The organism is Pseudomonas sp. CFII68 (assembly GCF_000416195.1).
Classification (GTDB): domain Bacteria; phylum Pseudomonadota; class Gammaproteobacteria; order Pseudomonadales; family Pseudomonadaceae; genus Aquipseudomonas; species Aquipseudomonas kilonensis.
In genome coordinates this window covers 1-22,542 of the sequence record NZ_ATLN01000025.1, presented here as the reverse complement: position 1 = coordinate 22,542, position 22,542 = coordinate 1, and the positions used below count along the sequence as shown (strand labels likewise).

Below are 22,542 nucleotides of genomic sequence, written 5' to 3'. Positions count from 1 at the left end.
TCTCATAAGAAAAACCGTCATCACGGAGACAGTCATGGACATCCGCCACCTTGCGTCCGGCCTCTCGATCTCAGGGCAGATTCATCCCGACCAAATGAGTGAGATCAAAACCAGCGGCTTTCGCGCCATCATCTGTAACCGCCCAGATGGTGAAGGCAGCGATCAACCTTTGTTTGCCGACATCCAGCGTGCGGCACAGGCAATGGGCATCGAAGCGCACTACCTTGCCGCAGAGTCCGGCAAGGTGACCGACGAACAGGGCGTTGCCTTCGGCAAATTGTTCGAGTCCTTGCCCAAGCCCGTGTTGGCGTATTGCCGCTCCGGCATGCGCTCGACCACGATGTGGGCACTGTCCCAGGCCGGCCAGCAGCCCTTGCCACAGATTGTCGAAACAGCCAGCAAAGCCGGCTTCGACATGAAAGGCGTCATTCGCAGAATTGCCAACGAAGGACGCACGCCTGTCGGCGTGGCCGAAGCCCGGCATGCCGTGGTCATTGTCGGCGGCGGCGCGGCGGGCATCGCGGCAGCTTCAAGCCTATTGGCCCGCGAGCCGGGCCTGGACATTGCCATTATCGACCCGGCGGATGTGCATTATTACCAGCCCGGCTGGACCCTCGTCGGCGGTGGCGTCTTCGACGCACACAAAACGGCCCACACGATGGGCGCGACTATTCCCCGGGGCGTACATTGGATCAAGGCGGCAGTGGCTGCCTTCGAACCTGAAAACGACGCCATTATTCTCGATGGATGCCGCATGGTCCGCTACGAGCAGTTGATCGTGTGCCCGGGCCTTAAACTGGATTGGCATGCCATAGAAGGCTTACCGCAGACACTGGGGCGCAACGGCGTCACCTCGAACTATCTGTACCACCTGGCCCCCTACACCTGGGAACAGGTGCAGCAACTGCGCAATGGCCGGGCGATTTTCACGCAGCCCCCCATGCCGATCAAATGCGCCGGGGCCCCTCAAAAAGCGATGTACCTGTGCGCCGACCACTGGAGGCGCCAAGGCGTACTCGACGATATCGAGATCGACTTCTGCAGCGCCGGGACAGTCCTGTTCGGCGTTCCCGACTACGTGCCGGCCCTGATGGAATACGTCCACGCCTATGGGATCGACCTGAGTTTCGGCAGTACGCTGGCGTCTGTCGATGGACCGGCACAAACGGCGACCTTCAGCTGCGTCAAGGTCGATGGCAGTACTCACCTGGTGACGCACGACTTCGACCTGCTGCATGTGGTACCTCCCCAGGTGGCGCCGGATTTTATCCGCGTAAGCCCTCTGGCCGATGGGGCGGGCTGGATCGATGTCGACCCCGACAGCTTGCGGCATAAGACCTGGGTGAATATTCACGCATTGGGCGATGCGACCAATACCAGCAACGCAAAAACCGCAGCGGCGGCGCGCAAGCAGGCGCCCGTGGTCGCCCATAATGTGCTGGCGGCCATGGGCAAGGCCAAGGGCAGCGCCCATTACGACGGCTACGGTTCCTGCCCGCTGACCGTGGAACGGGGCAAGGTCGTTCTCGCTGAATTCACCTACGGCGGCAAGCTCGCCCCCAGCTTCCCATCCTGGCTGATCGACGGTACTCGGCCTTCGAGACTCGCCTGGCTACTTAAAGAGCGCATTCTTCCACCGCTGTACTGGAAAGCCATGCTCAAGGGCCGTGAATGGCTGGCGAAACCTGAACTGGCGGACCTATGAAATCAAACCTCTGCTCCAGGAGACCGAGATGATTACCGTCCTGGTACTGGGCTTTGCGGTGGGCGTGATCCTCGCGCTGACCGGTGCCGGCGGCGGCATACTCGCCGTCCCGTTCCTGGTTTTTGGCGTGGGCATGGGCATGGCCGAAGCCGGGCCCATTGGTTTGCTGGCGGTGGGCCTGGCCGCCACCCTGGGCGCCGTGATGGGTCTGCGCAATGGCATCGTGCGCTACAAGGCTGCACTGCTGACGGCCAGTGCGGGGGTCATCTGCTCGCCATTGGGCCTTTGGTTGGCGCAGCGCACGCCCAACCGTCCGCTGACGATCCTGTTTGCCTTGTTGCTGATGTACGTGGCCTTCCGGGCCTTTCAAAAATCACTGCCGTCTCATGTCGGGGCAAAGGCCTGTGAAACACGCAAGCCGCCACCCTGTGTCCTGGACGAAAATCGCGGCAAGCTGAACTGGACCGGCCCTTGTGCGTGGGCGCTCACGGCTTCGGGCATGGTCGCCGGGGTTCTATCCGGTTTGCTCGGCGTCGGCGGTGGTTTCGTCATGGTTCCGGCGCTCCAGCGGTACACCAATTTGACCACCCAGTCGGTGCTCGCCACGTCGCTGACCGTCATCGCTTTGGTTTCCATGTCAGGGGTGCTGGCGAGTTCGGCGACGGGCCACCTGCAATGGCCAATAGCGCTACCCTTTTCCATGGGGGCCATCGTCGGCATGCTCGGCGGGCGCCTGGTCGCTGCCAGATTGCCGGAACCCTATCTGCAAAGAGGCTTCGCCCTGGTGTCGACGCTGGTAGCGGTCGCCCTGCTGGTAAAGGTCCTGGGTTGAATCACGTAGTGGAATATCAACGATGTGTAGCGGAGAACGCTGATGAACATTGATTGGCTCAACTTTACGCCGTGGTCATCCCTGGCCGGCGGCATGTTGATCGGCTTGGCGGCCAGCCTGTTCGTGGTTGCCAACGGCCGGATCGCCGGCATCAGTGGGCTGATCGGCAGCCTGCTGCAGCGTGGCAGCGAAGGCCTGGGCGAGAAGGCCCTGTTTCTCCTGGGCCTGCTCGTCGCGCCGCTGTTATGGGGCGTGTTTGCCAGCTTGCCGCCGATCGAGTTCCAGAACGGCTGGTTCGGCCTCGCTGTCGCCGGCCTGTTGGTGGGGGTCGGCACTCGTTACGGTTCGGGCTGCACCAGTGGCCATGGCGTGTGTGGCCTATCGCGCCTTTCACCCCGCTCGATGGTCGCCACGGCGTGTTTCATGCTCAGCGGTTTCGCCACGGTATTTGTCCTGCGTCACGTGATGGGGGTTTGAACATGCGCAAACTGACGGCATTCATCGCCGGCCTGCTCTTTGGCCTCGGGCTGCTCCTGGCAGGCATGGCCAACCCGAAAAAAGTGTTGGGCTTCCTGGACCTGGCCGGCGCCTGGGATCCGTCCCTGGCGCTGGTGATGATCGGGGCGATTGGCACCGCCATCGTCCCCCTGGCCTGGGCGCGCCAACAGACTCAGTCGTTGCTGGGCAGCCCCATGCAGTTGCCGGTCAAGCGAGAACTGGACCCACGCCTGATTGGCGGCAGCCTGGTGTTTGGTATCGGCTGGGGCATCGCCGGCATCTGCCCTGGCCCTGCCGTGGCCATCCTGCTGACCGGACACTGGCAAGCCTTTGTGTTCATGCTGGCCATGTTGGCGGGCATGTTGTTGTTCACCGCGCTGGAAACCCGGCGCAACCGCTGATCGGGAATTCACCGTGAATCCGTGGCGAGGACTTGCTCCCGCTTGTAGGAGCTGTCGAGCGAAGCGAGGCTGCGATCTTTCCCATGACACTTGAGTCCCAAGCGAAAGATCAAAAGATCGCAGCCTTCGGCAGCTCCTACACCGCAGCCCAGCGGGAGCAAGCGCCGGGAACGTCATTTAAAAGCGCCCTATTTCCAAGGTCGCGCATAACCCACCTTCGACTCGATTTTCCAGCCGGACCTGGCCTCCCAGGCGTTCGGCGATGGTGCGTACAATCGTCAGCCCCAACCCCGCCCCTTGGTCATTGCCGCGGCTGTAGAACCGTTCGAATAGCCGCTCACGCTCGGCCTCGTCGATACCCGGCCCCTGGTCTTCGACGGACAGCTCGTAGTGATCCCCCTTCCTCGCCAGGCGTACGGTGATCGTGCCCTTGGCCGGCGAAAAATTGGCCGCGTTGGTCACCAGGTTGTTCAAGGCGATGTCGATGGCCACCGGGTCGATTCGAACCGGGCCGATGTCATCGCTGACATCCAGCACCGGCTCGAGCCCCTTGCTCAACAACCAGGGCGTCAGTTGAACCAGGCTCGCACGCACCGTGGCGGGCAGGTCGATGACCGCAGGCGTCGGAACACCTGCCTGCGGTTCGAGCCGCGCCATGGTGAGCAGTTGATTGACCAAACGCGTGGTGCGATCGACGCCAGCGAGCAGGTGTTCCAGGGATTCGCGACGGCTTTGCTCGCTCCCCGCCTCCATCAGGTTCTGTGCATGCACCCGCAGCACGGCCAAGGGCGTACGCATTTCATGGGCGGCGTCGGCAATGAAACGCCGCTCACGGCCCATCACCTCCTGGATCTGCGCCAATACACGGTTGAGGGCCGCCTGCATGGGCTCAAGCTCCGTAGGGAGCGGCATCATTTGCAGGGGTTCCAGCGAGCCGGGATGCCTGGCGCGCAACTTCGCCGCCATATCGACCAGGGGTTTGAGGCCCCAGCCGATGGCCAGCCAGATCACTGCGGCAAGCACCACGCTGCCAATCAGATTGGGGATGACGGTGTGACGAACAATGCGATCGACCAGGTCGGCACGCACGTCATCACGCTCGCCCACCCAGATCTTCAAGCCGTATTGCGCGTCGTCCAGGACGAACGCCCGCCACTTACGGTTTTTCTGGTCCACAACCTCACTGAAGCCAGGCGCGCTCGGCGGTGAGGTGAACGACGGAGCGCTGGACGTATGCACCAACACCGAACCTTGTGAGTTCCAGACCTGGAAAGCGATCTTGCTTTCATAGGGATGACCGTCGACTTTGGGCACGGCCTGCCCCAACGCCGAATTGAACGCCTGATACAGTTCGGCGTGCTCCTTGCTCGCCATCGGCATGCGCATCACGCCCTGCAACAGCCGGGCATTCTGCGCCAACTGGGCATCGTAGACCTCGGCGATTTCGTGGTTGCTGTCATGCAGGTTGAATACGCTGATGATCAACAGGCCAAGAAACAGCAGGCCGAGGATCAACGTGAGCGTACGCCGCCGGATCGAACTCATCGACGCTCCTCCACCAGGTAACCGACACCACGAATGGTGCGGATCAGGTCGGTGGAGAATTTCTTGCGCAGGTGATGGATGTGCACTTCCAGCGTGTTGCTCTCGGCCTCCTCGCTCCAGCCGTAGAGCAACTGCATCAGATGATCGCGAGTCATGACGCGGCCCGGCGGCGAGAGCAGTTCATGGAGCAGTTGATATTCCTTGGGGGTCAGGGCCACCGGCTTGCCCTGGTAACTGACTTGCTGGGTAACGGGGTTCAGGCTGATGCCAGCATGTTCGATCAACGCCTGGGCGCGGCCGGCGCTGCGGCGCAACAAGGCCCGCAGCCGGGCCTTGAGCTCCGCCAGGTCGAAGGGCTTGACCAGATAATCATCGGCCCCGGCGTCCAACCCGGCGATGCGATCCTCGGTGGCATCCCGGGCGGTGAGGATCAGCACCGGCAGGTTGGAGCCACTGTCACGCAAGCGCCGCAACACTTGCAGGCCGTCCATGCGAGGCAAGCCAAGGTCAAGCACCGCCAGGTCGAAAGTTTCACTGAGCAGCGAATGCAAGGCGCTGCTGCCGTCCTGTACCCAGTCGACGGTATAGCCTTCGCGACTCAGGGCCTGATGGATGCCCTCACCCAAGGCCACGTCGTCCTCGATCAGTAATAAACGCACATGCGCTCCTGTCAGTTCAGTTGCTTGTTCACATCCACCAGTAACGCGTCGATCTCCTTGCGGCGTCCGGCATCGGCCGTTTCCCGACCCGGCCGCGGCGCTGCCTGCAAGGCTTTTTGCAGCGCTGCCTTGGCTTCGCTGTAGCGCTTCTGACGGTAGAGGTGATCGCCCCAAAAGTACAGGCTGTCGATGCCGTTCGGGTTGAGTTGCAAAGCCTGCTGGAGCAATTGCTCGGCCTTGTCCGAGTCGCCAAAACCCAGGGGCCAGCCCGGCACCCGGTCGTAGAGTGCACCGAGGCTGGTGTAGGCCGAGCCTTGCAGGGCCTTGGAGTCCAGGGTCAGGGCTTTTTCCAGGTCACCCTTGGCATCCTTGACCTTGCCCAACGCACCGATCCCACCCTTGGCACCGGCCCAACTGCTGTTGACGATGCCAGACCAGATCCACGCTTCGGCCACCGATTGGCGCTCCTGCTTGAACGCCGATGCCTGGACGGCGAGTTTCTCGAACGCATCGGCGCGTTGGCCTTCGGGCACTTCATATTGAATGTGGGCCCAGCTCTGCTGGATGTCGCTGAGACGTTGCTGGTCGGCCGCTTCCAAGGCCCAGACGCTTTGGCTCAGGGTGCCGATCAATAGGTAAGCGAGGACTTTTTTCATGGCTTGAGGTGCTCGTTTTCAGGTTTGTGACTGAGGCGGCGCACCAGCGGCAATTGCTTGCGCAGGCCACGGTCCACCAGGTTGGGCAGCAGGCTGTTGAGGCCGACGAAAAAGCGTTCGGGCCAACCCAGATACAGCTCGCGACGGTCGCCGATAATCGCGTGGATCACCGCCGCCGCCACGGTTTTCGGGTCGTCGACGTTGGCCTTGAGGGCCTGGTTGAGCGCATCGGCCGCCGGGCTGTTCATCGAGGTACGGGTGGCCCGGGGCGCTACGTAGAGCACCCCGACACGGGTATCGGCCAACTCCCGGCGCAAGGCTTCGGAAAAACCGCGCAAGGCAAACTTGCTGGCGCAGTAGCTGGCATAGCCCGGGTAACCGATTGATCCATAGGTCGAGCCGACGTTGACCACCATCGCGCTGTCAGCCTGCTTGAGCAGTGGCAAGAGCAGTTTGGTCAGGCAGATCGGCGCGCTGATGTTCAGCGCCAGCATGGCGTTGATCTCGCTGTCGTCGAGCTGTTCGAGCATGGCGAAGTGGTTCACGCCGGCGGCATTGATCAGCAGGTTGATGCCGCCCTGGGCCTCGGCGGCGACCAGCACTTTGCGCCGGTCGGCGAGGAAGGTCAGGTCGGCTTCGACCCAGCTCAAGTGCTGCGGATAACGCTCCAGCAACGGCTGCAAGGCTTCGCGACGCCTGGCCACGGCCAGTACCCGCGCGCCACTGGCGCACAGGGCGGCGGCGATGGCCTGGCCGATTCCGCCGCTGGCGCCGGTCAGCACGACACGCGCATCACACAGGCGCATGTTCGTGCTCCCCGTCGCGCGGCAGGCCGCGGAACATGTCGGTGTACAACCGGTACACCACCTTGGAGGCATGGATCACCGCAGCCTGGTCCGCCGGATCGTCCAGCCGGTTCATCAGGCCGCGATAAGTCTGCATATGCCCGATGTCGAGCGATCCATGGGAGCTGAGGTAGCTGAACGCCGTGGGCGGCAATTCCAGGCGCTGACGGATGCTGTCAGCGGCATGGGTCGCCAGGGCGATACTGGTGCCCTCCAGCACATTGACCATGCCGAACAGGCCTACCGGGTTGCCTCGGGCGATCAAGTCATAGAGGTAACTGACCATCAGTTCGATGGGCAACGAGGGCTGGCCGTTGCGCACCGCCTCCTTATCGCCACCGCACACGGCAATGTCATCCAGCACCCATTGCTCGTGGCCGTACTCTTCGTCGATGTATTCACACACGGCCTTGCGCAGCCATTCCAGGTGCGTTGGCAGGCGCGCCCCGCAAGCCATCATCAACGGTACGGTATGGCGCACGTGGTAATACGCCTGGATCAGGAAGCCCCGGTAACTGGCCAGGCTGACCTGGCCGTTGAGGGCATCGCGGATGATTGGCAGATTGAACAGGGTCTGGCGTTCTTGCTGGGTGGCTTCTTGCAACGTGTCAAAAAAACTCATGATGGGGATTCCTCGGACAAGACAGATGAAGTGAGCTGCGCGCGGTAATGCTCGACGATGGCCTCCCGGCGTGGCCGGCCATTGGCGGTGAGCAGGCCATTGCCAGCGCTGAAGGGTTGGTCCAGACGCGTCCAGCGATGGACCCGTGCGTAATCGGGCAGCGTGTCGTTGGCCTTGGCCACGGCCAACTCCAGCGCTTGATCGGTACAGTGGGTGCGGGCGGGCCAGAGCAGCGCATGGTTGTGCGGCATGGCTTCGCCATAAACGAAGGCCTGGGCAATGTCACCGCCCTGGGTGAGTTCGGCTTCAACCCATTCGGGGTTCACGTTGCGACCGAAACTGGTCACGAACTGGTGCTTCTTGCGCCCGCGCAGGTAAAGGAAACCGTCTTCGTCGAACTCACCCAGGTCACCGCTGGGCCACCATTCGCTGGTGTGCGGTGGCTCACCCAGGTAACCGAGCAGCGTCGAGCCCTTGATCAGGACTTCGCCGTCATCGGCCAAGCGCACCTCCACATGGGGCAGCGGCTGGCCGACACTGCCGGCACGATGAGCCTGTGGCCGATTGAGGCAGACCACCGAGGCGCATTCCGACAGCCCATAGCCTTCAAACACCGCCAGGCCAACCCGCCGGGCTCGCTGCAACAAATCGTGGGACACCCGTGCCCCGCCAACGGCGGCAAATCGCACGAGGTGCGGGTTGAACAGCTTCTGTTCGGCGGCCGTGACCAACATCAACAGCAGTTGCGGAACCAGGATCAGGCTGTGCGCCCGACGCGCCGCCAGGCATCCCAGCAGGCGCACCGGGTCGACCCCGCTGGCGCCCTGGATGCCGAGGGTCTTCTGGCTGGGCAGGCTCAGCATGGCACCGGCATACAACGCCGCGTAGCAGCCAAGGTTTTCCAGCAGAATCGCCAGGGGCAGCAACGCCAGGTGATGCCTGGCCTCGACCGGTTGGCTGGCCTGCTCCAGTTCACGGGCCACCCGCAACAGGCTGTCGGCGCTCAGGCAGACACCTTTGGGCGTGCCGGTGGTACCGGAGGTGAACGTCAGCTTGGCGGTGCCGGCCGGCAGGCGACTCGGTCCGTCGAAGTGCCGCCGCCAGAACTCGCCACTGTGCTGGTATCCGGCAGCTTGCAGTTCCGCTTCGAACGCAGGCTCGGCAATCACTCGCTCGGCCTGGCTCTGTTCCAGGCAGTGCCGACGTTGAGCCTGGCTGAAAAACCCGGGCAGGAAGACGCAGGTCAGCCCTTCGAACAGTGCGGCAAGGTCCCAGAGCATCGCTTCGATGCCATTGTCCAGGGCCAGGGCGACAACACTGATGCGTTCATCGCGCAGACGTTGCTGGCGGTACACCACTTCGGAATAAAGTGTCGCGTAGTCGAGCTGCGAGCCGTCGCCCCACAGTGCCACGGCATGGCCCCTGCGCTCGGCATGACCACGCAGGGTGCGCTTAAAGCGTTCCATTTCAGGCGACATGGCTGGTTTCTCCGAGGTCCGTCGGCAGTCCCAGGCGATTGAACAGGCCGCTATTGCGCAGGTGAATGAAACCGGCGCGGATGTTCCCGACATGAACCCACGGCTGGCTTTCGTAGTAGCGCCCCCAGAGATGGCGGTCCTCGCCGAGGCGCTGCGGGTCGGCCGGGCACAGGGTCACAGGCTTGAGGCCCAGGCGATGGAAGCTGTTGACCAGGCCGATGTTGCCGGTGAACGCGACCCACTCCAGGCCGCCCATGGCCAACAGATATGTGATCGCGATGATGCTCAGCCGGGCGCTCCCCGTGTCGCTGGCGGCCAGGTTGCCGACCTCGACAATGCCGGCGCGATCCACCGCACGGTCGGCGGCGGCGCTGATCAAGGGCTCGATGGGGCTGTCCAGATAACGCTCGAGAAACAGCGCCCCCTGAGCGGCCCGGCGCACACCAGCGGCTGCGCAGAGCGTGCCGTGGACATCGTCGAGCCCGAACAGCTGCGGCATGAAGTGACGAATATCGGCGCCGTGGACCTGGCGAAAACGCTGCTGGATGAACGCCTCGAGCTCAGCTCGCCGAGGTTGTCCCGGCAAAGCCCGGTGCAAGTGGCGAACCGGCGGGGCGGCGTCGCCAAAGGCCAGCGGCAGATGGATGTTCCAGTCGAAATCGGGCATGGGTCAACGTTCTCCCTCGGGCTATTGGGAGAAAGTATCGGGGCCGTTTCTTAACGAAGTCTGAAGGTGGCAAATTTGGGTTCGTTCGACAAATAGTCCGGTCAAACCGGAGCTGCCCTTGATCGTTTTTCCGTAGTACAGTAGGCAAAACCCGATAAATATCCACTTTGAGATGACCCTGACGTGCCAGGCCCCAACCTCAACGGCCCCGCACACCCCGTCATCCTCCTGCCGCGGCGGTAACTGCATGATCGACATCACCGAAGTTTCCATTGCCCAACTGCGCGCCGCGCTGGAGTCGGGCCAGACCACGGCGGTAGCGCTTGTCCAGGCTTACCTCGCCAGGATCGATGCCTACGACGGCCCCGATACGCCCACAGCCCTCAACGCGGTGGTGGTGCGCAACCCCGATGCCTTGAAAGAAGCCCGGGCCTGCGATGCCCGTCGGGCCAACGGCCAGACCCTGGGGCCGCTCGACGGTATTCCCTACACGGCCAAGGACAGTTACCTGGTCAAGGGCCTCACCGCCGCTTCCGGCAGCCCGGCGTTCAAGGACCTGGTTGCTTATCGCGATGCGTTCACCATCGAACGGCTTCGCGCCGCCGGGGCCATTTGCCTGGGCAAGACCAACATGCCGCCCATGGCCAACGGCGGCATGCAGCGCGGGGTGTATGGGCGTGCGGAAAGCCCGTACAACGGCGACTACCTCACCGCCCCCTTTGCCTCGGGCTCCTCGAACGGTGCGGGCACGGCAACTGCCGCCAGTTTCGCAGCGTTCGGCCTTGCCGAAGAAACCTGGTCGAGCGGGCGCGGTCCAGCGTCGAACAATGGCTTGTGCGCGTATACACCGTCACGCGGCGTGATCTCGGTGCGTGGCAACTGGCCGTTGACGCCGACGATGGACGTCGTCGTGCCCTACGCCAGGACCATGGCCGACCTGCTGGAAGTGCTGGACGTGGTGGTCGCCAATGACCCGGACACCCGTGGCGACCTGTGGCGCCTGCAACCCTGGGTGCCGATTCCGAGCGTCGACTCGGTTCGTCCGGCCTCGTATCCGAGCCTTGCCAGCCACCCAAATGCGCTGGCAGGCGTTCGGTTCGGCGTTCCTCGGATGTACATCAACGCCGACCCTGACGCAGGCACAGCCCAAGCCCCCGGCATCGGCGGCCCGACGGGGCAGCGAATCATCACCCGCGCTTCGGTGATCGAGCTCTGGGAGCAAGCGCGCAAGGCGCTTGAGGCCTGCGGCGCCGAAGTGGTCGAGGTGGATTTTCCCCTGGTGTCCAACTGCGAGGGCGATCGTCCTGGCGCACCCACGGTGTTCACCCGCGGCCTGGTTTCCAAAGAGTTCCTGCACCATGAGTTGTGGGACCTGTCGGCCTGGGCATTCGATGACTTCCTGCGGGCCAACGGTGATCCGAAGCTGAATCGCCTGGCCGACGTCGACGGACCGAAGATCTTCCCCCACGACCCGGGCACCCTGCCCAACCGAGAGGATGATCTGGCCGCTGGCATGGATGAGTACGTGAAGATGGCCCAGCGCGGCATCACGCCGTGGGACCAGATCCCGACCCTGCCCGACGGCCTGCGTGGGCTTGAAGAGACACGTCGAATCGATCTGGAGGACTGGATGGCGCGACTGGGCCTGGACGCGGTGATCTTCCCGACCGTCGCCGACGTCGGCCCGGCCGATGCTGACGTCAACCCGGTGTCTGCCGATATCGCCTGGAGCAACGGCGTCTGGGTCGCCAACGGCAACCTTGCCATCCGCCATCTGGGCGTGCCCACCGTCACCGTGCCGATGGGCGTCATGGCGGACATCGGCATGCCGGCCGGGCTGACGTTTGCCGGGCGTGCCTATGATGATTCGAAGCTGTTGCGATTGGCTTCGGCGTTTGAATCGATAGGTTCAAAACGCCTGGTCCCACCGCGGACGCCGCTGCTGTCGGCTTGATCGTTTAGCGGGTTTGGTCTTGGGGCTGCTACGCAGCCCAGCGGGAGCAAGCTCCCTCGCCACAAAAGCAGCGCTCGACTTCATTTTTGAGTACGAGCGCAACCCCGTGGCGAGGGAGCTTGCTCCCGCTGGGCTGCGCAGCAGTCCCTAGACCGGCTCTACCACCCTGATTATTACGGCGCCTACTTTCGGGATTTCGATGGCAACAAGCTTTGCGTCTGTTGCCATGACTCGGTGTCGACTTAGTCGATCGTAATGCATGGCCTATGACCAGGCGGGGCGTTCAAGATAGCAAGATCGGTCGAGCGCGTTGTGCTTGTCAGCCTCATGCTGGTGTCCTCAAAGGGGGAAAACCATGACCGTCGAGTTTCCGCAAGTCTCCCGACTGGGAGCGCTGGAGTACGACGTTCAAGCCATTGAGGTAATCGTTTATTGGCGCTTTCGTTTCCTGCCTAGCCAATGTACGAATAAACAGCGAAGTCGAACCCATTGAACGGAAAAGAAGCGACCTCTTTCATCCCCATTTTCAAGTGCGCACGAAGCGACGCTTCATTGTCTTTACGTATGAAAAGAATGCCTTCGCGCCCAGGCTCGAGCCGTCGAAGATCCGCGAACATGCGTTGGGCCAAGCCCTTGCCACGCTCTTCCTCGCCTACGCAAATCGGACCATAGACATAGGCATCCGCCGCGCCAGGATAAGCGCCGAACATCGCCTGTACGATCGGCAGGTCGGCATTCATCGCACGCGTGGTGGTCATCAGGAAACCGGTGATATGGCCATCGCGACGCGCAACAATCAGGGGCATCTCCTGCATCATCGCCATCACACGGGCCTCTGGCAGGCTCGCAGAAAGCGAGCCGCCACGCGCCATCTGATTCGCAGCCTGAAGCACCAGGATTCCGTCAAGGTCGGCCTCATTGGCTCTGCCGACAACGCTTTCATGATTCGTCATTTGAGGTATCTCTGCTGGCTAATTAAATGACTACATTTACCGTGACTGCCAGAAGATTAGTACATGAAAACAATTTCAGGACTTGTACCTCAACAACGCGAGCCTTGATCCATAGGCAACACCCATACATTGCATTGCAACCGGATCAGTGCGGACTCGCTTGCCAAGGCATGATGGCTTTCCGGCGAAATTGGCTCGCTGGAAAGTGTCCACCATGTCCCCGCACACCCGTCAACCATGTGTCCGGTCCGTACAAAAAGCGCGAAAGTAACCAAAGCGCTCATGCCCCACCACTTGGCACCTCGCCTAGGCTCGGCGTGCCCCAGATCAACGTCCACCGCGAGGCGGCCTAGCAGCCGACCTGGTTCTGGTCGTACACCCGTCAGATCTGTGGGAGCAAAGCTTGCTCGCGATGAGGCCGGTACATCCAACATCACCGTAAACTGACACACCGCTTTCGCGAGCAAGCCCGCTCCCACAGGGGAGCGCGGGTGTTCGCAGCACCTGAACACGACACAAAAAACCATGTGGGAGCGGGCTTGCTCGCGAAGGCGTCGGCATAGCCAACATCACCGCAAACTGACACACCGCTTTCGCGAGCAAGCCCGCTCCCACAGGGGGCCGCGGGTGTTCGCAACATCTGAACACGACACAAAAAACTGTGGGAGCGAGCTTGCTCGCGATGAGGCCGGCACATCCAACATCACCGTAAACTGACACACCGTCTTCGCGAGCAAGCTCGCACACAGGAGAAACGCGGTCCCACCAAGAACCAGGTCGGCTATCAGGCCGCCTCGCGGTGGACGTTGATCTCGGCAATGCCTTCGTTCAGGCATGCCGAGCCTAGGCGAGACACCGAGTGGTGGGGCATGCGTTTTTGGTTACTTTTGGCAGGTCCCGCTCCCGGCTTTTCCAAAAGTGACCCGCCGTCAGGGCTGAACCCTAAGCAGCCGTTACCGCAGCAACGGCTATACACACCAATCCCAGCATTTCATCCGGTGAAACAGTCGGGCCGTCAGCCTAGACCTCGAGCACCAACGGCTCGCTCCCCTGGGCCGGTACGGCGCAACAAATCAGCACCTCACCTTCGCCAACCGGTTCGGCCGGCAGGCTCAAGTAATGCACCTGGCCGCGGCTCAAGCGGGTTTTGCAGGTGCCGCAGGAACCGCCACGGCAACTGAATTCCGGGTTCAGGCCGCGCGCTTCGGCCAGCTCCAGCAACGTCCCGCTGCCCGGCTCCCAACGTGCCTCCTTGCCGGAACTGGCGAACAAGACCTTCACCGCTTCACTCGCAGCCGGCACTTGCACGGGCGCAGGTACTCTGACTTCCAGATCCCGCACAAGCGTCGAGGGACCGAAGGTTTCCGCGTGGATGCGATCGTCAGGGATACGCAGTTTGCGCAGCCCGTCGTACAGCGCCTGGGTAAAGCTGCCCGGCCCGCACAAATAGAAGTCGTAGTCGTTGAGCGGCAGCAGCGTCTTGAGCAGTTCCACATCGATCCTGCCGGCCAGGTCATAGCCCTCAGCGCCCCCTCCATCAGTGGGCGGCTGGCTGACCATGCGCAGAACCTGCAGCTTGTCACCGGCACGGGCGGCCAGTTCGTCGATCTCGTCACGGAAAGCCAGGCCGGCCACCGAGCGGGCGCTTTGCACCAGCCAGACCGGGCGCATGCGGCTGATGCGTTGGCCCTGGTAAACCACCTCGCGCAGCATCGACAACAACGGTGTGATGCCCACGCCCGCTGCCAGCAAGACCAACGGACGCCGCTCGGTGGCCTGGACGGTGAAATGGCCCTGGGGCGCCCGCGCCTCAATCTCGTGCAGCGCCTGCACCTGATCATGCAGGTGGGACGACACCGAGCCATCGCGCTTGACGCTGATGCGCAAAAAATCATCCGACGGCGCACTGGATACACTGTAGGTCCGGATCGATGGAGCGTTCTGCCCCTCCAACAAGATCCGCACCGGCAAATGTTGCCCGGCTTCAAACCGGGGCAACCCCAAGCCATCGCTCGCCTGCAGGTAGAACGAGCGAATGTCGGGGCTTTCATCCACCACCCGCGCGACCCGCAATGCACGCCAGCGGCTACGCAGCGCCTCGGCCTGCAAGCGCTCGGCGGCCTGCTCCCAACTGCCGGTCATCATTGAGTTGGGCGAGTCGCCTTCGTCCTGGTCCTTCCAACGCAGGGCAATGGCCGCCGGGCGATACACGATGCGTTGCGGGGTAAAGCGCAACAGCCGCTCGGCGCCCTGGAACGCGCTGATCTCGGGGTCGTCCAGCAGCACTTGCGCCGAGCCACTCATTTGCAGCAGATCGCCCGTCTGAAAATCGACGAACACCAGCCCGGCCCGAGGATTGAGCAGGATGTTGCCCAGCGTGTTGAAAAACAGGTTGCCGGAAAAGTCCGGAATGGTCAGCGATCCATCTTCATCCATGCGCACAAACCCCGGCTTGCCGCCACGGTGGGAAGCATCGACCTGCCGCTCGCCATCGCGCACCACGTAGGTGGCGATATAGAACGAATCGGCCGCCGTCACCAGACGCCGCACCAGCGGGTCGGACACGCTCAGTTGACGCGGCGCAACGGCCTGCGCGGCGACAAAGTGGTACTGGCGCAGGTTGATGTAGCGAGGGCAGTTGCCATACGCCTGGCTCACTGAAATCTCGAGCCCCGGGTCGAGTTGACGACGCACGACACCGTTCATGCGGTTGCGCCGGCGGGTGTGCAACTCGATGCCCAGCATCCCGATCGCATCGCCCTCACCCATGCCCTCCTGGGCCGGGTCGTTCGGCTCGGGCTCGAGGTTGATGTGCAGGGTCTGCGGATCGGGCGAGTTCATGAAGCCCGGTTGTCCAGCGCGCAGGGTCGCCCAGACGTCGCCTTGCCGATCCACCGCCCCCAGCACCACGAAAGGCAGTTGGGCGTAGAACGCCCGATGCTGGTCCGGCATCCAGGTACGCGCCAGTTGCCGTTGACCGACACCGGCCATCATGTCGACTGCCCCGACGGAGCGCTGCAAGGCCAGCTCTCCTTCGTGCCAGGGCGAGGTTTTTGCTTGCAAGGCTTCGTCCATCAGCTACTCCTCGCGCTCGCAGCATGAACGCCTGCGCCAGTGCGCTACGGTTGGGGATTCTCCGCCATCGTTTGCACGGCTGTGCAAGTGGCTGGAGTCATCTTCTGCCCAAAGCGACGGCGCTGGAATACGCACAAACTGCAATCCACCGTTTCATAAAATGGAACGGTGGAAGCACGAGGAATGGCCCGAACGAAGGTCAGGTCCTGACGCTGGCAAAGTTCTTGGTCAGCTCGAGCAAGCTCGCTATTCTTTTCCGTCATAATCACTGGATTGTTCCAACATGAAAGGTTGTTTCAAACTTGAAACCCAAGGGGGTGGTTTAGGTTACGATTCGTGAACTGGAAGATCAGAAGGATCTGAAGCATGACGTGCAGAGTAATTGTGGCGGATGACCATCCTTTGTTTCGCGAAGGCATGCTGAGGACCATTGAACGACTCATGCCGACCGCCTCCATAGAACAGGCTGGCAATCTGGACGAAGTATTGGCGCTGGCACGTTCCGGGATGGAAGTGGACTCCCTGATACTCGACTTGCGCTTTCCCGGGATCAAATCGCTGCAGGTCATAGGCCAGTTGCGCAGTGAGTTCAAACGCACCTCGATCATTGTGGTTTCAATGGTCGATGACATCGATGTTATTTCCCAGGTGATGGCGCTGGGTGCCGACGGTTTCATCGGCAAGAATATCGACCCCGCCGGTATTGCCGACGCCATCATGGCAATACGCGAAGGCGAAGTGGTGGTGAAGTATCAAGCCGAAAACGCGATCCTGGACGATGCACTTTCCCAACTGACCGCGCGCCAACGGCAAGTGCTTGGCTTGATCGCGGCCGGCAAGACCAACAAGGAGATAGCCCGGGACCTGGGTATTTCCCCGTTCACGGTGCGCATCCATGTCTCAAGCCTGCTCAAATCCCTCGGTGTGCCCACCCGCGCGGCGGCTGCGGCGCAGTTTTCCAACTTCCCAAGCATGGGTGGATGGCCGGAAAAGCAAGACAATTAAATGTATAACGGCCGCGAATATTAATTGAGCATCACCCTCCCTGCCTGCCCATCTCCGAGGCCATAGCACACTTGTACTATAGCTTCGCCCAGTACTCTCCTCCTAAGCTGTGGACGCTCCATAAAAGGCTGTTCGAACAGCCAAACATAAAGTAACCAACGTGCCATACACCGTGCAGTGTCACTGTGCCTATTGAAACGTTATGGCGTGCGAAGCCTATGGATTTAATAAATCGATAGGCGGCGCAATGCTGGGTCAACTTCGCCGTCTGCCCGGTTGAAATGGAATGGTCCTGACATTAACTCAAGGTAAGTCATCATGTCCTTCGAATATGGAAAAGCACTTAGAAATGGAATGGCGCTGTGCGTGCTGGCGGGCGTACTCAACGGTTGTGCAAACACCGGCGACTTGGGCAACTTGATGAGTTCCTTGAATCAGGGCGCCAAAAAATACGACGTCTCTTACCTCAAGCAAACGATCATTCCGGGCAAGACGACAAAAGGCCAGATCACTCAAATGTTCGGCGCGCCGACAAATGAAGAACTCAATTCGACGAGCGCCAGTAACGAGTCGAACTGGACCTATGAAAAGACTGATGAGGGCCTGGATAGGTACATGAAGCTGGCCCATAAGTACGTGTCGACCGAAACCAGCCTGAAGATGTATGAAACCTCGGCGCAACTGTACAAGGCGCAAACCGTAGCCAATGACGTCAGCAGCGTGACCGGCACGAAAACAGGCCAAAGCCAGACCCAAGGTTCGGTATTGACCATCTATTTCGTCGATGACGTCGTGAAGTACTACAGGGTCTACTGACGCAATGGCATCGCCCGTTGGGGACAGCATCAAGTCTGTTCCCAACCTTCACCGAGGCTAGCCGCTACGCTTGGTGGCATCAGAGGTCATGCGGTGCCAAAGCCAGTGGAAAAGAACAGTGAACTCGACCAGGCCACATTACGCCTGATCGTCAGCGCTTGTGCGCTGTTGTATATCGTCATCCTGGTCGGCCTCTATCCAGAGGACGCCGCGAGCTACGTGCCCATCATTATCTACATCTGCACGTTCATCTTCGTCTCGGTATTCCTGCGCATGTTCATCAAGCGCTGGCCAGGTCACTTCTTCTGGCGGCACCTTTTCACGATGCTGCATGACTACTCCGGCATCGCATTTGCCATGGTACTGGGAGGCGAAGAGGCATTGCCGATCTACGCAGCGCTGCTCTGGGTCACGCTGGGCAATGGCATGCGCTTCGGCTCGCGCTACCTGGCGCTGGCAACCGTTATCGCGCTGTCGACCCTGATGCTGGTTTTCTGGCTGACTCCGTTCTGGCGTACGCAGCCCTACATGTTCCTGATGTTGATCGTCACCACCATCGTGGTGCCAGCCTACGCGCACATTTTGCTCAAGCGCACACGCATTGCCTCTGAAGAAGCCATTTCGGCCAATCAGGAGAAATCACGGTTCCTGGCCCAGGCCAGCCATGACCTGCGCCAACCGATCCACTCCATCGGCCTGTTCACCGCCTGCTTGCGTGACGCCAGGCTGGGGCTGGAAGAATTACGGCTGGTGGACAACATCGACCGTTCACTGCACACCGTGTCGCAGTTGTTCCGTTCGATCCTCGATATCTACACCCTCGATCACGGCAAGCTGACCCCGCAGGCCGATACCGTCCACTTGGGCGCTTTACTGCAGGACGTCGTCAAGCAGAACACCGAGGCGGCGCGCTGGGCCGGCGTTGAGTTGCGCCTACGTGCCTGTCCTTACTGGGTCAGCGTCAATCCCGGTTTGCTGACCACGATGGTGCAGAACCTGCTGTCCAATGCCCTCAAATACGCGCCCGGCCAACCGGTGCTGATCGGCGTGCGGCGCCAGGGCAAGCGCCTGACCGTGGTGATCTACGACAAGGGGCGCGGCATTGCTGCCGAACATTTGCCCGAAGTGTTCAAGGAGTTCTACCGCGTGCGCCATGTGCGCGACAAAGATGTCGAGGGCCTTGGTCTTGGCCTGTCCATCGTCAAGCGCATCAGCCTGATACTCGGTGTCGATGTACACATCCGCTCCAAAGTCGGACAAGGCACCCGGGTGGCGATCAGTGGCCTGGAACCGGCGACACCCCGCGTCATGGTGCCCAAGGTGGTGCCCGTACAGAATCGCCTGGACGGGTTGCGGGTGTGCTTGGTAGAGGACGACGCCAACGTGCTGATGGCAACCTCGGCGCTGCTGGAAAAATGGGGGTGCGAGGTTGAAACCCACAGCGACGGCGAGGGGCTGACCAGCGATTGCGACATCGTCATCGCCGATTTCGACCTGGGCACAAAAGTCTCGGGCGCCGAATGCATCGCCGCGCTACGCGAGCAGCGCGGCTGGCAAGTCCCGGCGCTGATCATCACCGGGCATGAGATCGAGCGGATACGCCAATCACTGCAAAGCCTGAACATCTCGGTGCTGGCCAAGCCCGTGCGACCGCCGGAGCTGCGAGCGGTATTGCTTGAACGGGTCAAGCGCATGGATCGCCAGGGCGAGGACTCAGCTCACCTCAACCCACCCAGCCGATAGCCGTCTTGGGAATCACCTCGGACTCGTCGAGCTTGGACGCAAACATACTCACGGCCTCAAGTGCATCCGTGGTCCCGTTCCTGATTTGCACGATGACCGAACCGGCCTGATCTGCCAGGGTTACGCCGCGCAATGCGCCTTCATGGGTCACGTTCATGCTGGCGACGGCTTCGCGGGTCTCGGAGAGGATCATGCCGATCATTTCGGCAATCTCCGAGGTGGAGCGACTGGTGCGCCCGGCCAGTTGCCGGACCTCGTCGGCCACCACCGCGAATCCCCTCCCCTGGTCCCCGGCCCGCGCCGCCTCGATGGCCGCGTTGAGGGCCAGCAGGTTGGTCTGGTCGGCAATGCCGCGAATGGTGTTGACGATGGCTGTGATCTCTTCCGAACGAGCCCCCAACTGCCCAACCAGACGCGCGGAAGAGCCAATGTTGTCGGCAATCTCGCGCATCTCCTTGGCAGTCTGGTGAATCACCTGGGCACCCTGTTCGGCCACACGTTCGGTCTCGGCGGAGATGTGGTAGGCACGGGAAGCGCCGCGCGAGTCCTCTTCGAATTTCTCCACCCGTTCGCTGATGTCACTGGCGAACTTCACGATCTTGCACAACTTGCCCTCGGCGTCGTAGACCGGGTTGTAGCTGGCTTCCAGCCAGACGACCTTGCCGTTTTTGCCGAGACGCTTGAATTGACCGCTGAAAAACTCACCCGCGTTGAGACGCCGCCAGAAATCACTGTACTCCGAGCTACCGACCAGGCTCGGTTCGCAAAACATCCGGTGGTGCTTGCCCTTGAGCTCTGCCAGCGAGTAATTCATGACATTCATGAAGTTGTCGTTGGCAGTCAGGATGTTGCCGCCCAGGTCGAACTCGATCACCGCCATGGCACGATCAAGTGCCGCCAGCCGACCACGAGTCTCGGCCTCGTTGGCAACCTTGGCGGTGACATCGAGCGCGTACTTGACCACCTTCACGACGCGCCCTTGCTCGTCCACTACCGGGTTATAGCTGGCTTCCAGCCACACGTTCTGCCCTTGCGCGCTGCGGCGCTGAAACGTGCCAGAAACGAATTGACCGGCGCGCAACTGGTTCCAGAATTCACGGTACTCGGCGCTGCCCACCAGCGCAGGCGTGCAGAAATCCCGATGGGACAGGCTGGCCAATTGATCCGCGCGGTAGCCCATCGTGGCAAGGAAATTCTCGTTCGCCCGAAGGACCTTGCCATCGGGGCTGAACTCGATAACAGCCATCGACCGCTCCAAGGCGCCGACCAGTCCTTTGTAGGTTGCCAATTCGGCCGTCCTAGCCGTCAGTTCATTTTTTAGTGTTGTATTAAACATGACGTACCCTCGGTGAACCCTGAAAGTAAGCGGACCTTCTATTCATATCGGCTCACTGACTGGAGGCTGAACGGTACGCTGTAATTATGTTTCGGCGCCAAAACCCACCGAATCCATCAACCAGGTTCTAAAGGCCTGCACTTTGGGGGTGTCGGCTGTTTCATGCGGGCTCACGAAATAGAAGCCGAGATCAGACTTCAATCGCAGATCAAAGGGTGCAACCAATCGCCCGGCCTTCAGGTCATCCTCGACATAGGTTGAACGCCCGATGCACACCCCCAGACCGTCAACGGCGGCCTGAACAGCCATCATCGCCAGGTCGAACGTCAGCCGACTGCCTTCGGCCAGTTTTTTCGGTTGGCCGGCGGCACTCAACCAGGCACTCCAGTCGTCGCGGGTCACCCCACTGACCTGCAACAAGGTGTGCTGGGCCAGATCGCGCGGATTCTCCAAGGCCGTCGGACCTTGCAGCAGCCTGGGGCTGCACACCGGAAAGATCTCATCGGCCATCAGCCAGTCGGCACGCAAGCCCTTCCAGTCCCCGGAACCGTAACGAATGGCCGCATCGACGCCGCCCTTACGAAAATCCACCCGTTCGGTGGATGCCGTAACGCGCACGTCAATGTTGGGAAACGCCTGCTGGAATGACGCCAGCCGCGGCAACAACCATTTGGAGGCAAATGAAACCAGGGTACTGATCGTCAAGACGCTGTTGTTGCGGCTCTCCAGCAACGTCTGCGTGCAATAGCGCAACTCATGGAACGCCGCGCGAACGCCTGGGAAATAGGCATGGCCTTCGTTTGTCAGGGCCAGGCCATCCTTGAGCCGCAAGAACAAGCGCACGCCCAGTTCCTCTTCGAGTCGGCGAATTTGATGGCTTATGGCTGTTTGGGTGACGTTCAACTCCTCTGCGGCTCTGGTAAAACTCATATGCCGCGCGGCTGATTCGAATGCTTTCAGACCGTTGAGGGAGGGAATTCTGGCGGCCATTTTGGTTTGTCGTGCTCATGAGATTTTGTCATACGCTAGCACTGAAGATGTCCTTTGAAAATGTTTCGGCCCTCACCGATTCTGGCGGCACATCCCCTGTCCTTGAGGAAACCATGAAACTGTACTTCGCCCCCATGACCTGCTCATTGTCCCCGCACATCGTGCTGCGGGAACTGGGCCTGCCCTTTGAATTGATTCGGGTCGACAACAAGACCAAGCGAACTGCCGACGGGCTCGATTTCCTGACCATCAACCCCAAAGGCTACGTGGCAGCCTTGGTACTGGATAACGGGAATGTCCTGACCGAGGGGCCCGCCATCATCCAGTACCTGGCCGACCTGGTTCCCGCAAACACGCTGGCGCCGGCCAATGGCAGCTGGGAGCGGGTTCGCCTGCAGGAATGGTTGAACTTCATCACCTCGGAGATTCACAGCGGATGTGCGCCGCTGTTCAACGCCGATATGGCAGAGCCGACCAAGGCCATCTTCAGGGCAAAACTGTTCAAGCGCCTGGATTACCTCAGCCAGGCCCTTGAACAACAGGATTACCTGATGGGCACCTTTGGCCTGGCCGACAGCTATTTGTTTACCGTCTTGAACTGGCTGCCGTTGTTCAATATCCAGATCAGGGACTGGCCGGCGCTGGCGTCGTTCATGGCACGAATCGCCGCACGCCCCAGCGTCCGGGCGGCCATGGTTGCGGAAGCGGCATCCAATCTCGGTGCGATCTGACCACCGCTATCGCGAGCAAGCTCGCTTGTAT

General features: G+C 61.3%; 19 protein-coding genes and 2 pseudogenes. 9 read left to right on the top strand and 12 right to left on the bottom strand.

The genetic code is table 11. The features are described 5' to 3' along the window. Positions 1-34: 34 nt before the first annotated feature. From CFII68_RS22485 to CFII68_RS22500, 4 genes are read left to right on the top strand one after another with little or no spacing between them, the layout of a single operon-like run. Positions 35-1,705 (top strand): bifunctional protein tyrosine phosphatase family protein/NAD(P)/FAD-dependent oxidoreductase, encoded by a 1,671-nt coding sequence (locus tag CFII68_RS22485; protein ID WP_018602114.1) that lies wholly within the window; start codon positions 35-37, stop codon positions 1,703-1,705. A 28-nt stretch (positions 1,706-1,733) separates the two neighbouring features. Further along, positions 1,734-2,537: a sulfite exporter TauE/SafE family protein gene (locus tag CFII68_RS22490; protein WP_018602112.1), complete on the top strand. Its 804-nt coding sequence runs from the start codon at positions 1,734-1,736 to the stop codon at positions 2,535-2,537. A 42-nt stretch (positions 2,538-2,579) separates the two neighbouring features. After that, positions 2,580-3,014 carry a YeeE/YedE family protein gene (locus CFII68_RS22495; RefSeq protein ID WP_018602110.1) on the top strand — a complete coding sequence of 145 codons (435 nt, stop codon included), beginning with the start codon at positions 2,580-2,582 and terminating at the stop codon, positions 3,012-3,014. Between the two features lie 2 nt (positions 3,015-3,016). Beyond that, entirely contained in the window at positions 3,017-3,436 is a 420-nt protein-coding gene (locus CFII68_RS22500) for a DUF6691 family protein (RefSeq protein WP_018602108.1), read from the top strand. Positions 3,437-3,613: 177 nt separating this feature from the next. Here CFII68_RS22500 and CFII68_RS22505 read toward each other — a convergent pair whose 3' ends face one another. Genes CFII68_RS22505 through CFII68_RS22535 form a run of 7 tightly spaced genes read right to left on the bottom strand, consistent with a single transcriptional unit; the run spans position 3,614 to position 9,908 of the window. After that, positions 3,614-4,981 carry an ATP-binding protein gene (locus CFII68_RS22505; protein ID WP_018602106.1) on the bottom strand — a complete coding sequence of 456 codons (1,368 nt, stop codon included), beginning with the start codon at positions 4,979-4,981 and terminating at the stop codon, positions 3,614-3,616. Then, positions 4,978-5,640 (bottom strand): response regulator, encoded by a 663-nt coding sequence (locus CFII68_RS22510; protein WP_014338527.1) that lies wholly within the window; start codon positions 5,638-5,640, stop codon positions 4,978-4,980. Before CFII68_RS22510 ends, CFII68_RS22505 begins: the two co-directional genes overlap by 4 nt. Before the next feature lie 11 nt (positions 5,641-5,651). After that, positions 5,652-6,296, bottom strand: coding sequence for a tetratricopeptide repeat protein (locus tag CFII68_RS22515; protein ID WP_018602103.1), 645 nt, complete (start codon positions 6,294-6,296; stop codon positions 5,652-5,654). Beyond that, positions 6,293-7,102, bottom strand: a complete 810-nt coding sequence (locus tag CFII68_RS22520; protein ID WP_018602101.1) for an SDR family oxidoreductase — start codon at positions 7,100-7,102, stop codon at positions 6,293-6,295. Before CFII68_RS22520 ends, CFII68_RS22515 begins: the two co-directional genes overlap by 4 nt. Beyond that, entirely contained in the window at positions 7,089-7,763 is a 675-nt protein-coding gene (locus tag CFII68_RS22525; protein ID WP_018602099.1) for a TenA family transcriptional regulator, read from the bottom strand. Before CFII68_RS22525 ends, CFII68_RS22520 begins: the two co-directional genes overlap by 14 nt. Next, positions 7,760-9,241, bottom strand: coding sequence for an AMP-binding protein (locus CFII68_RS22530; protein WP_018602097.1), 1,482 nt, complete (start codon positions 9,239-9,241; stop codon positions 7,760-7,762). The genes CFII68_RS22525 and CFII68_RS22530 overlap by 4 nt, the downstream gene beginning before the upstream one ends. Further along, positions 9,231-9,908 (bottom strand): thermostable hemolysin, encoded by a 678-nt coding sequence (locus CFII68_RS22535; protein WP_018602095.1) that lies wholly within the window; start codon positions 9,906-9,908, stop codon positions 9,231-9,233. The genes CFII68_RS22530 and CFII68_RS22535 overlap by 11 nt, the downstream gene beginning before the upstream one ends. 247 nt (positions 9,909-10,155) lie before the next feature. Between CFII68_RS22535 and CFII68_RS22545 the strand changes: the two genes are divergently transcribed. Further along, positions 10,156-11,862 carry an amidase gene (locus tag CFII68_RS22545; protein WP_018602091.1) on the top strand — a complete coding sequence of 569 codons (1,707 nt, stop codon included), beginning with the start codon at positions 10,156-10,158 and terminating at the stop codon, positions 11,860-11,862. 452 nt (positions 11,863-12,314) lie between these two features. Here the strand turns inward: CFII68_RS22545 and CFII68_RS22550 are convergent, their stop codons facing one another. After that, complete coding sequence (locus CFII68_RS22550) at positions 12,315-12,815, bottom strand: GNAT family N-acetyltransferase (protein WP_018602089.1); 501 nt, start codon at positions 12,813-12,815, stop codon at positions 12,315-12,317. A 1,020-nt stretch (positions 12,816-13,835) separates the two neighbouring features. Further along, positions 13,836-15,890 (bottom strand): pyridoxamine 5'-phosphate oxidase family protein, encoded by a 2,055-nt coding sequence (locus CFII68_RS22555; RefSeq protein ID WP_018602087.1) that lies wholly within the window; start codon positions 15,888-15,890, stop codon positions 13,836-13,838. A gap of 366 nt (positions 15,891-16,256) precedes the next feature. Between CFII68_RS22555 and CFII68_RS22560 the strand changes: the two genes are divergently transcribed. The 3 genes from CFII68_RS22560 to CFII68_RS22570 all read left to right on the top strand — a co-directional run bounded on the left by CFII68_RS22560 (position 16,257) and on the right by CFII68_RS22570 (position 19,454). Next, positions 16,257-16,895: a response regulator transcription factor gene (locus tag CFII68_RS22560; RefSeq protein WP_018602085.1), complete on the top strand. Its 639-nt coding sequence runs from the start codon at positions 16,257-16,259 to the stop codon at positions 16,893-16,895. 318 nt (positions 16,896-17,213) lie between these two features. Next, positions 17,214-17,711 (top strand): hypothetical protein, encoded by a 498-nt coding sequence (locus CFII68_RS22565; protein WP_082306276.1) that lies wholly within the window; start codon positions 17,214-17,216, stop codon positions 17,709-17,711. Between the two features lie 105 nt (positions 17,712-17,816). Then, positions 17,817-19,454, top strand: a complete 1,638-nt coding sequence (locus tag CFII68_RS22570; RefSeq protein WP_018602081.1) for a hybrid sensor histidine kinase/response regulator — start codon at positions 17,817-17,819, stop codon at positions 19,452-19,454. Here the strand turns inward: CFII68_RS22570 and CFII68_RS28140 are convergent. From CFII68_RS28140 to CFII68_RS22580, 3 genes and pseudogenes are all read right to left on the bottom strand, one after another. After that, positions 19,435-19,908: pseudogene (locus CFII68_RS28140) on the bottom strand (methyl-accepting chemotaxis protein); the annotation flags it as partial. The gene CFII68_RS22570 and the pseudogene CFII68_RS28140 overlap by 20 nt on opposite strands. Before the next feature lie 114 nt (positions 19,909-20,022). Next, positions 20,023-20,700: pseudogene (locus CFII68_RS28135) on the bottom strand (PAS domain-containing protein); the annotation flags it as partial. 174 nt (positions 20,701-20,874) lie between these two features. Then, positions 20,875-21,780, bottom strand: coding sequence for a transcriptional regulator GcvA (locus tag CFII68_RS22580; RefSeq protein ID WP_024619763.1), 906 nt, complete (start codon positions 21,778-21,780; stop codon positions 20,875-20,877). Between the two features lie 113 nt (positions 21,781-21,893). On the opposite strand from CFII68_RS22580, the gene gstA reads away from it, so the two are divergent. Then, the gene (gene gstA, locus CFII68_RS22585) at positions 21,894-22,511 is read left to right on the top strand and encodes a glutathione transferase GstA (RefSeq protein WP_018602074.1); all 618 of its coding nucleotides are present in this window, start codon (positions 21,894-21,896) and stop codon (positions 22,509-22,511) included. The last annotated feature ends 31 nt before the right edge of the window (positions 22,512-22,542 follow it).

Excerpts from the sequence above, each read along its gene's own strand:
- CFII68_RS22485 (WP_018602114.1), top strand. The coding sequence starts at position 35 with ATGGACATCCGCCACCTTGCGTCCGGCCTCTCGATCTCAGGGCAGATT.
- CFII68_RS22490 (WP_018602112.1), top strand. The coding sequence starts at position 1,734 with ATGATTACCGTCCTGGTACTGGGCTTTGCGGTGGGCGTGATCCTCGCG.
- CFII68_RS22495 (WP_018602110.1), top strand. The coding sequence starts at position 2,580 with ATGAACATTGATTGGCTCAACTTTACGCCGTGGTCATCCCTGGCCGGC.
- CFII68_RS22500 (WP_018602108.1), top strand. The coding sequence starts at position 3,017 with ATGCGCAAACTGACGGCATTCATCGCCGGCCTGCTCTTTGGCCTCGGG.
- CFII68_RS22505 (WP_018602106.1), bottom strand. The coding sequence starts at position 4,981 with ATGAGTTCGATCCGGCGGCGTACGCTCACGTTGATCCTCGGCCTGCTG.
- CFII68_RS22515 (WP_018602103.1), bottom strand. The coding sequence starts at position 6,296 with ATGAAAAAAGTCCTCGCTTACCTATTGATCGGCACCCTGAGCCAAAGC.
- CFII68_RS22520 (WP_018602101.1), bottom strand. The coding sequence starts at position 7,102 with ATGCGCCTGTGTGATGCGCGTGTCGTGCTGACCGGCGCCAGCGGCGGA.
- CFII68_RS22525 (WP_018602099.1), bottom strand. The coding sequence starts at position 7,763 with ATGAGTTTTTTTGACACGTTGCAAGAAGCCACCCAGCAAGAACGCCAG.
- CFII68_RS22530 (WP_018602097.1), bottom strand. The coding sequence starts at position 9,241 with ATGTCGCCTGAAATGGAACGCTTTAAGCGCACCCTGCGTGGTCATGCC.
- CFII68_RS22535 (WP_018602095.1), bottom strand. The coding sequence starts at position 9,908 with ATGCCCGATTTCGACTGGAACATCCATCTGCCGCTGGCCTTTGGCGAC.
- CFII68_RS22545 (WP_018602091.1), top strand. The coding sequence starts at position 10,156 with ATGATCGACATCACCGAAGTTTCCATTGCCCAACTGCGCGCCGCGCTG.
- CFII68_RS22550 (WP_018602089.1), bottom strand. The coding sequence starts at position 12,815 with ATGACGAATCATGAAAGCGTTGTCGGCAGAGCCAATGAGGCCGACCTT.
- CFII68_RS22555 (WP_018602087.1), bottom strand. The coding sequence starts at position 15,890 with ATGGACGAAGCCTTGCAAGCAAAAACCTCGCCCTGGCACGAAGGAGAG.
- CFII68_RS22560 (WP_018602085.1), top strand. The coding sequence starts at position 16,257 with ATGACGTGCAGAGTAATTGTGGCGGATGACCATCCTTTGTTTCGCGAA.
- CFII68_RS22565 (WP_082306276.1), top strand. The coding sequence starts at position 17,214 with ATGTCCTTCGAATATGGAAAAGCACTTAGAAATGGAATGGCGCTGTGC.
- CFII68_RS22580 (WP_024619763.1), bottom strand. The coding sequence starts at position 21,780 with ATGGCCGCCAGAATTCCCTCCCTCAACGGTCTGAAAGCATTCGAATCA.
- gstA (WP_018602074.1), top strand. The coding sequence starts at position 21,894 with ATGAAACTGTACTTCGCCCCCATGACCTGCTCATTGTCCCCGCACATC.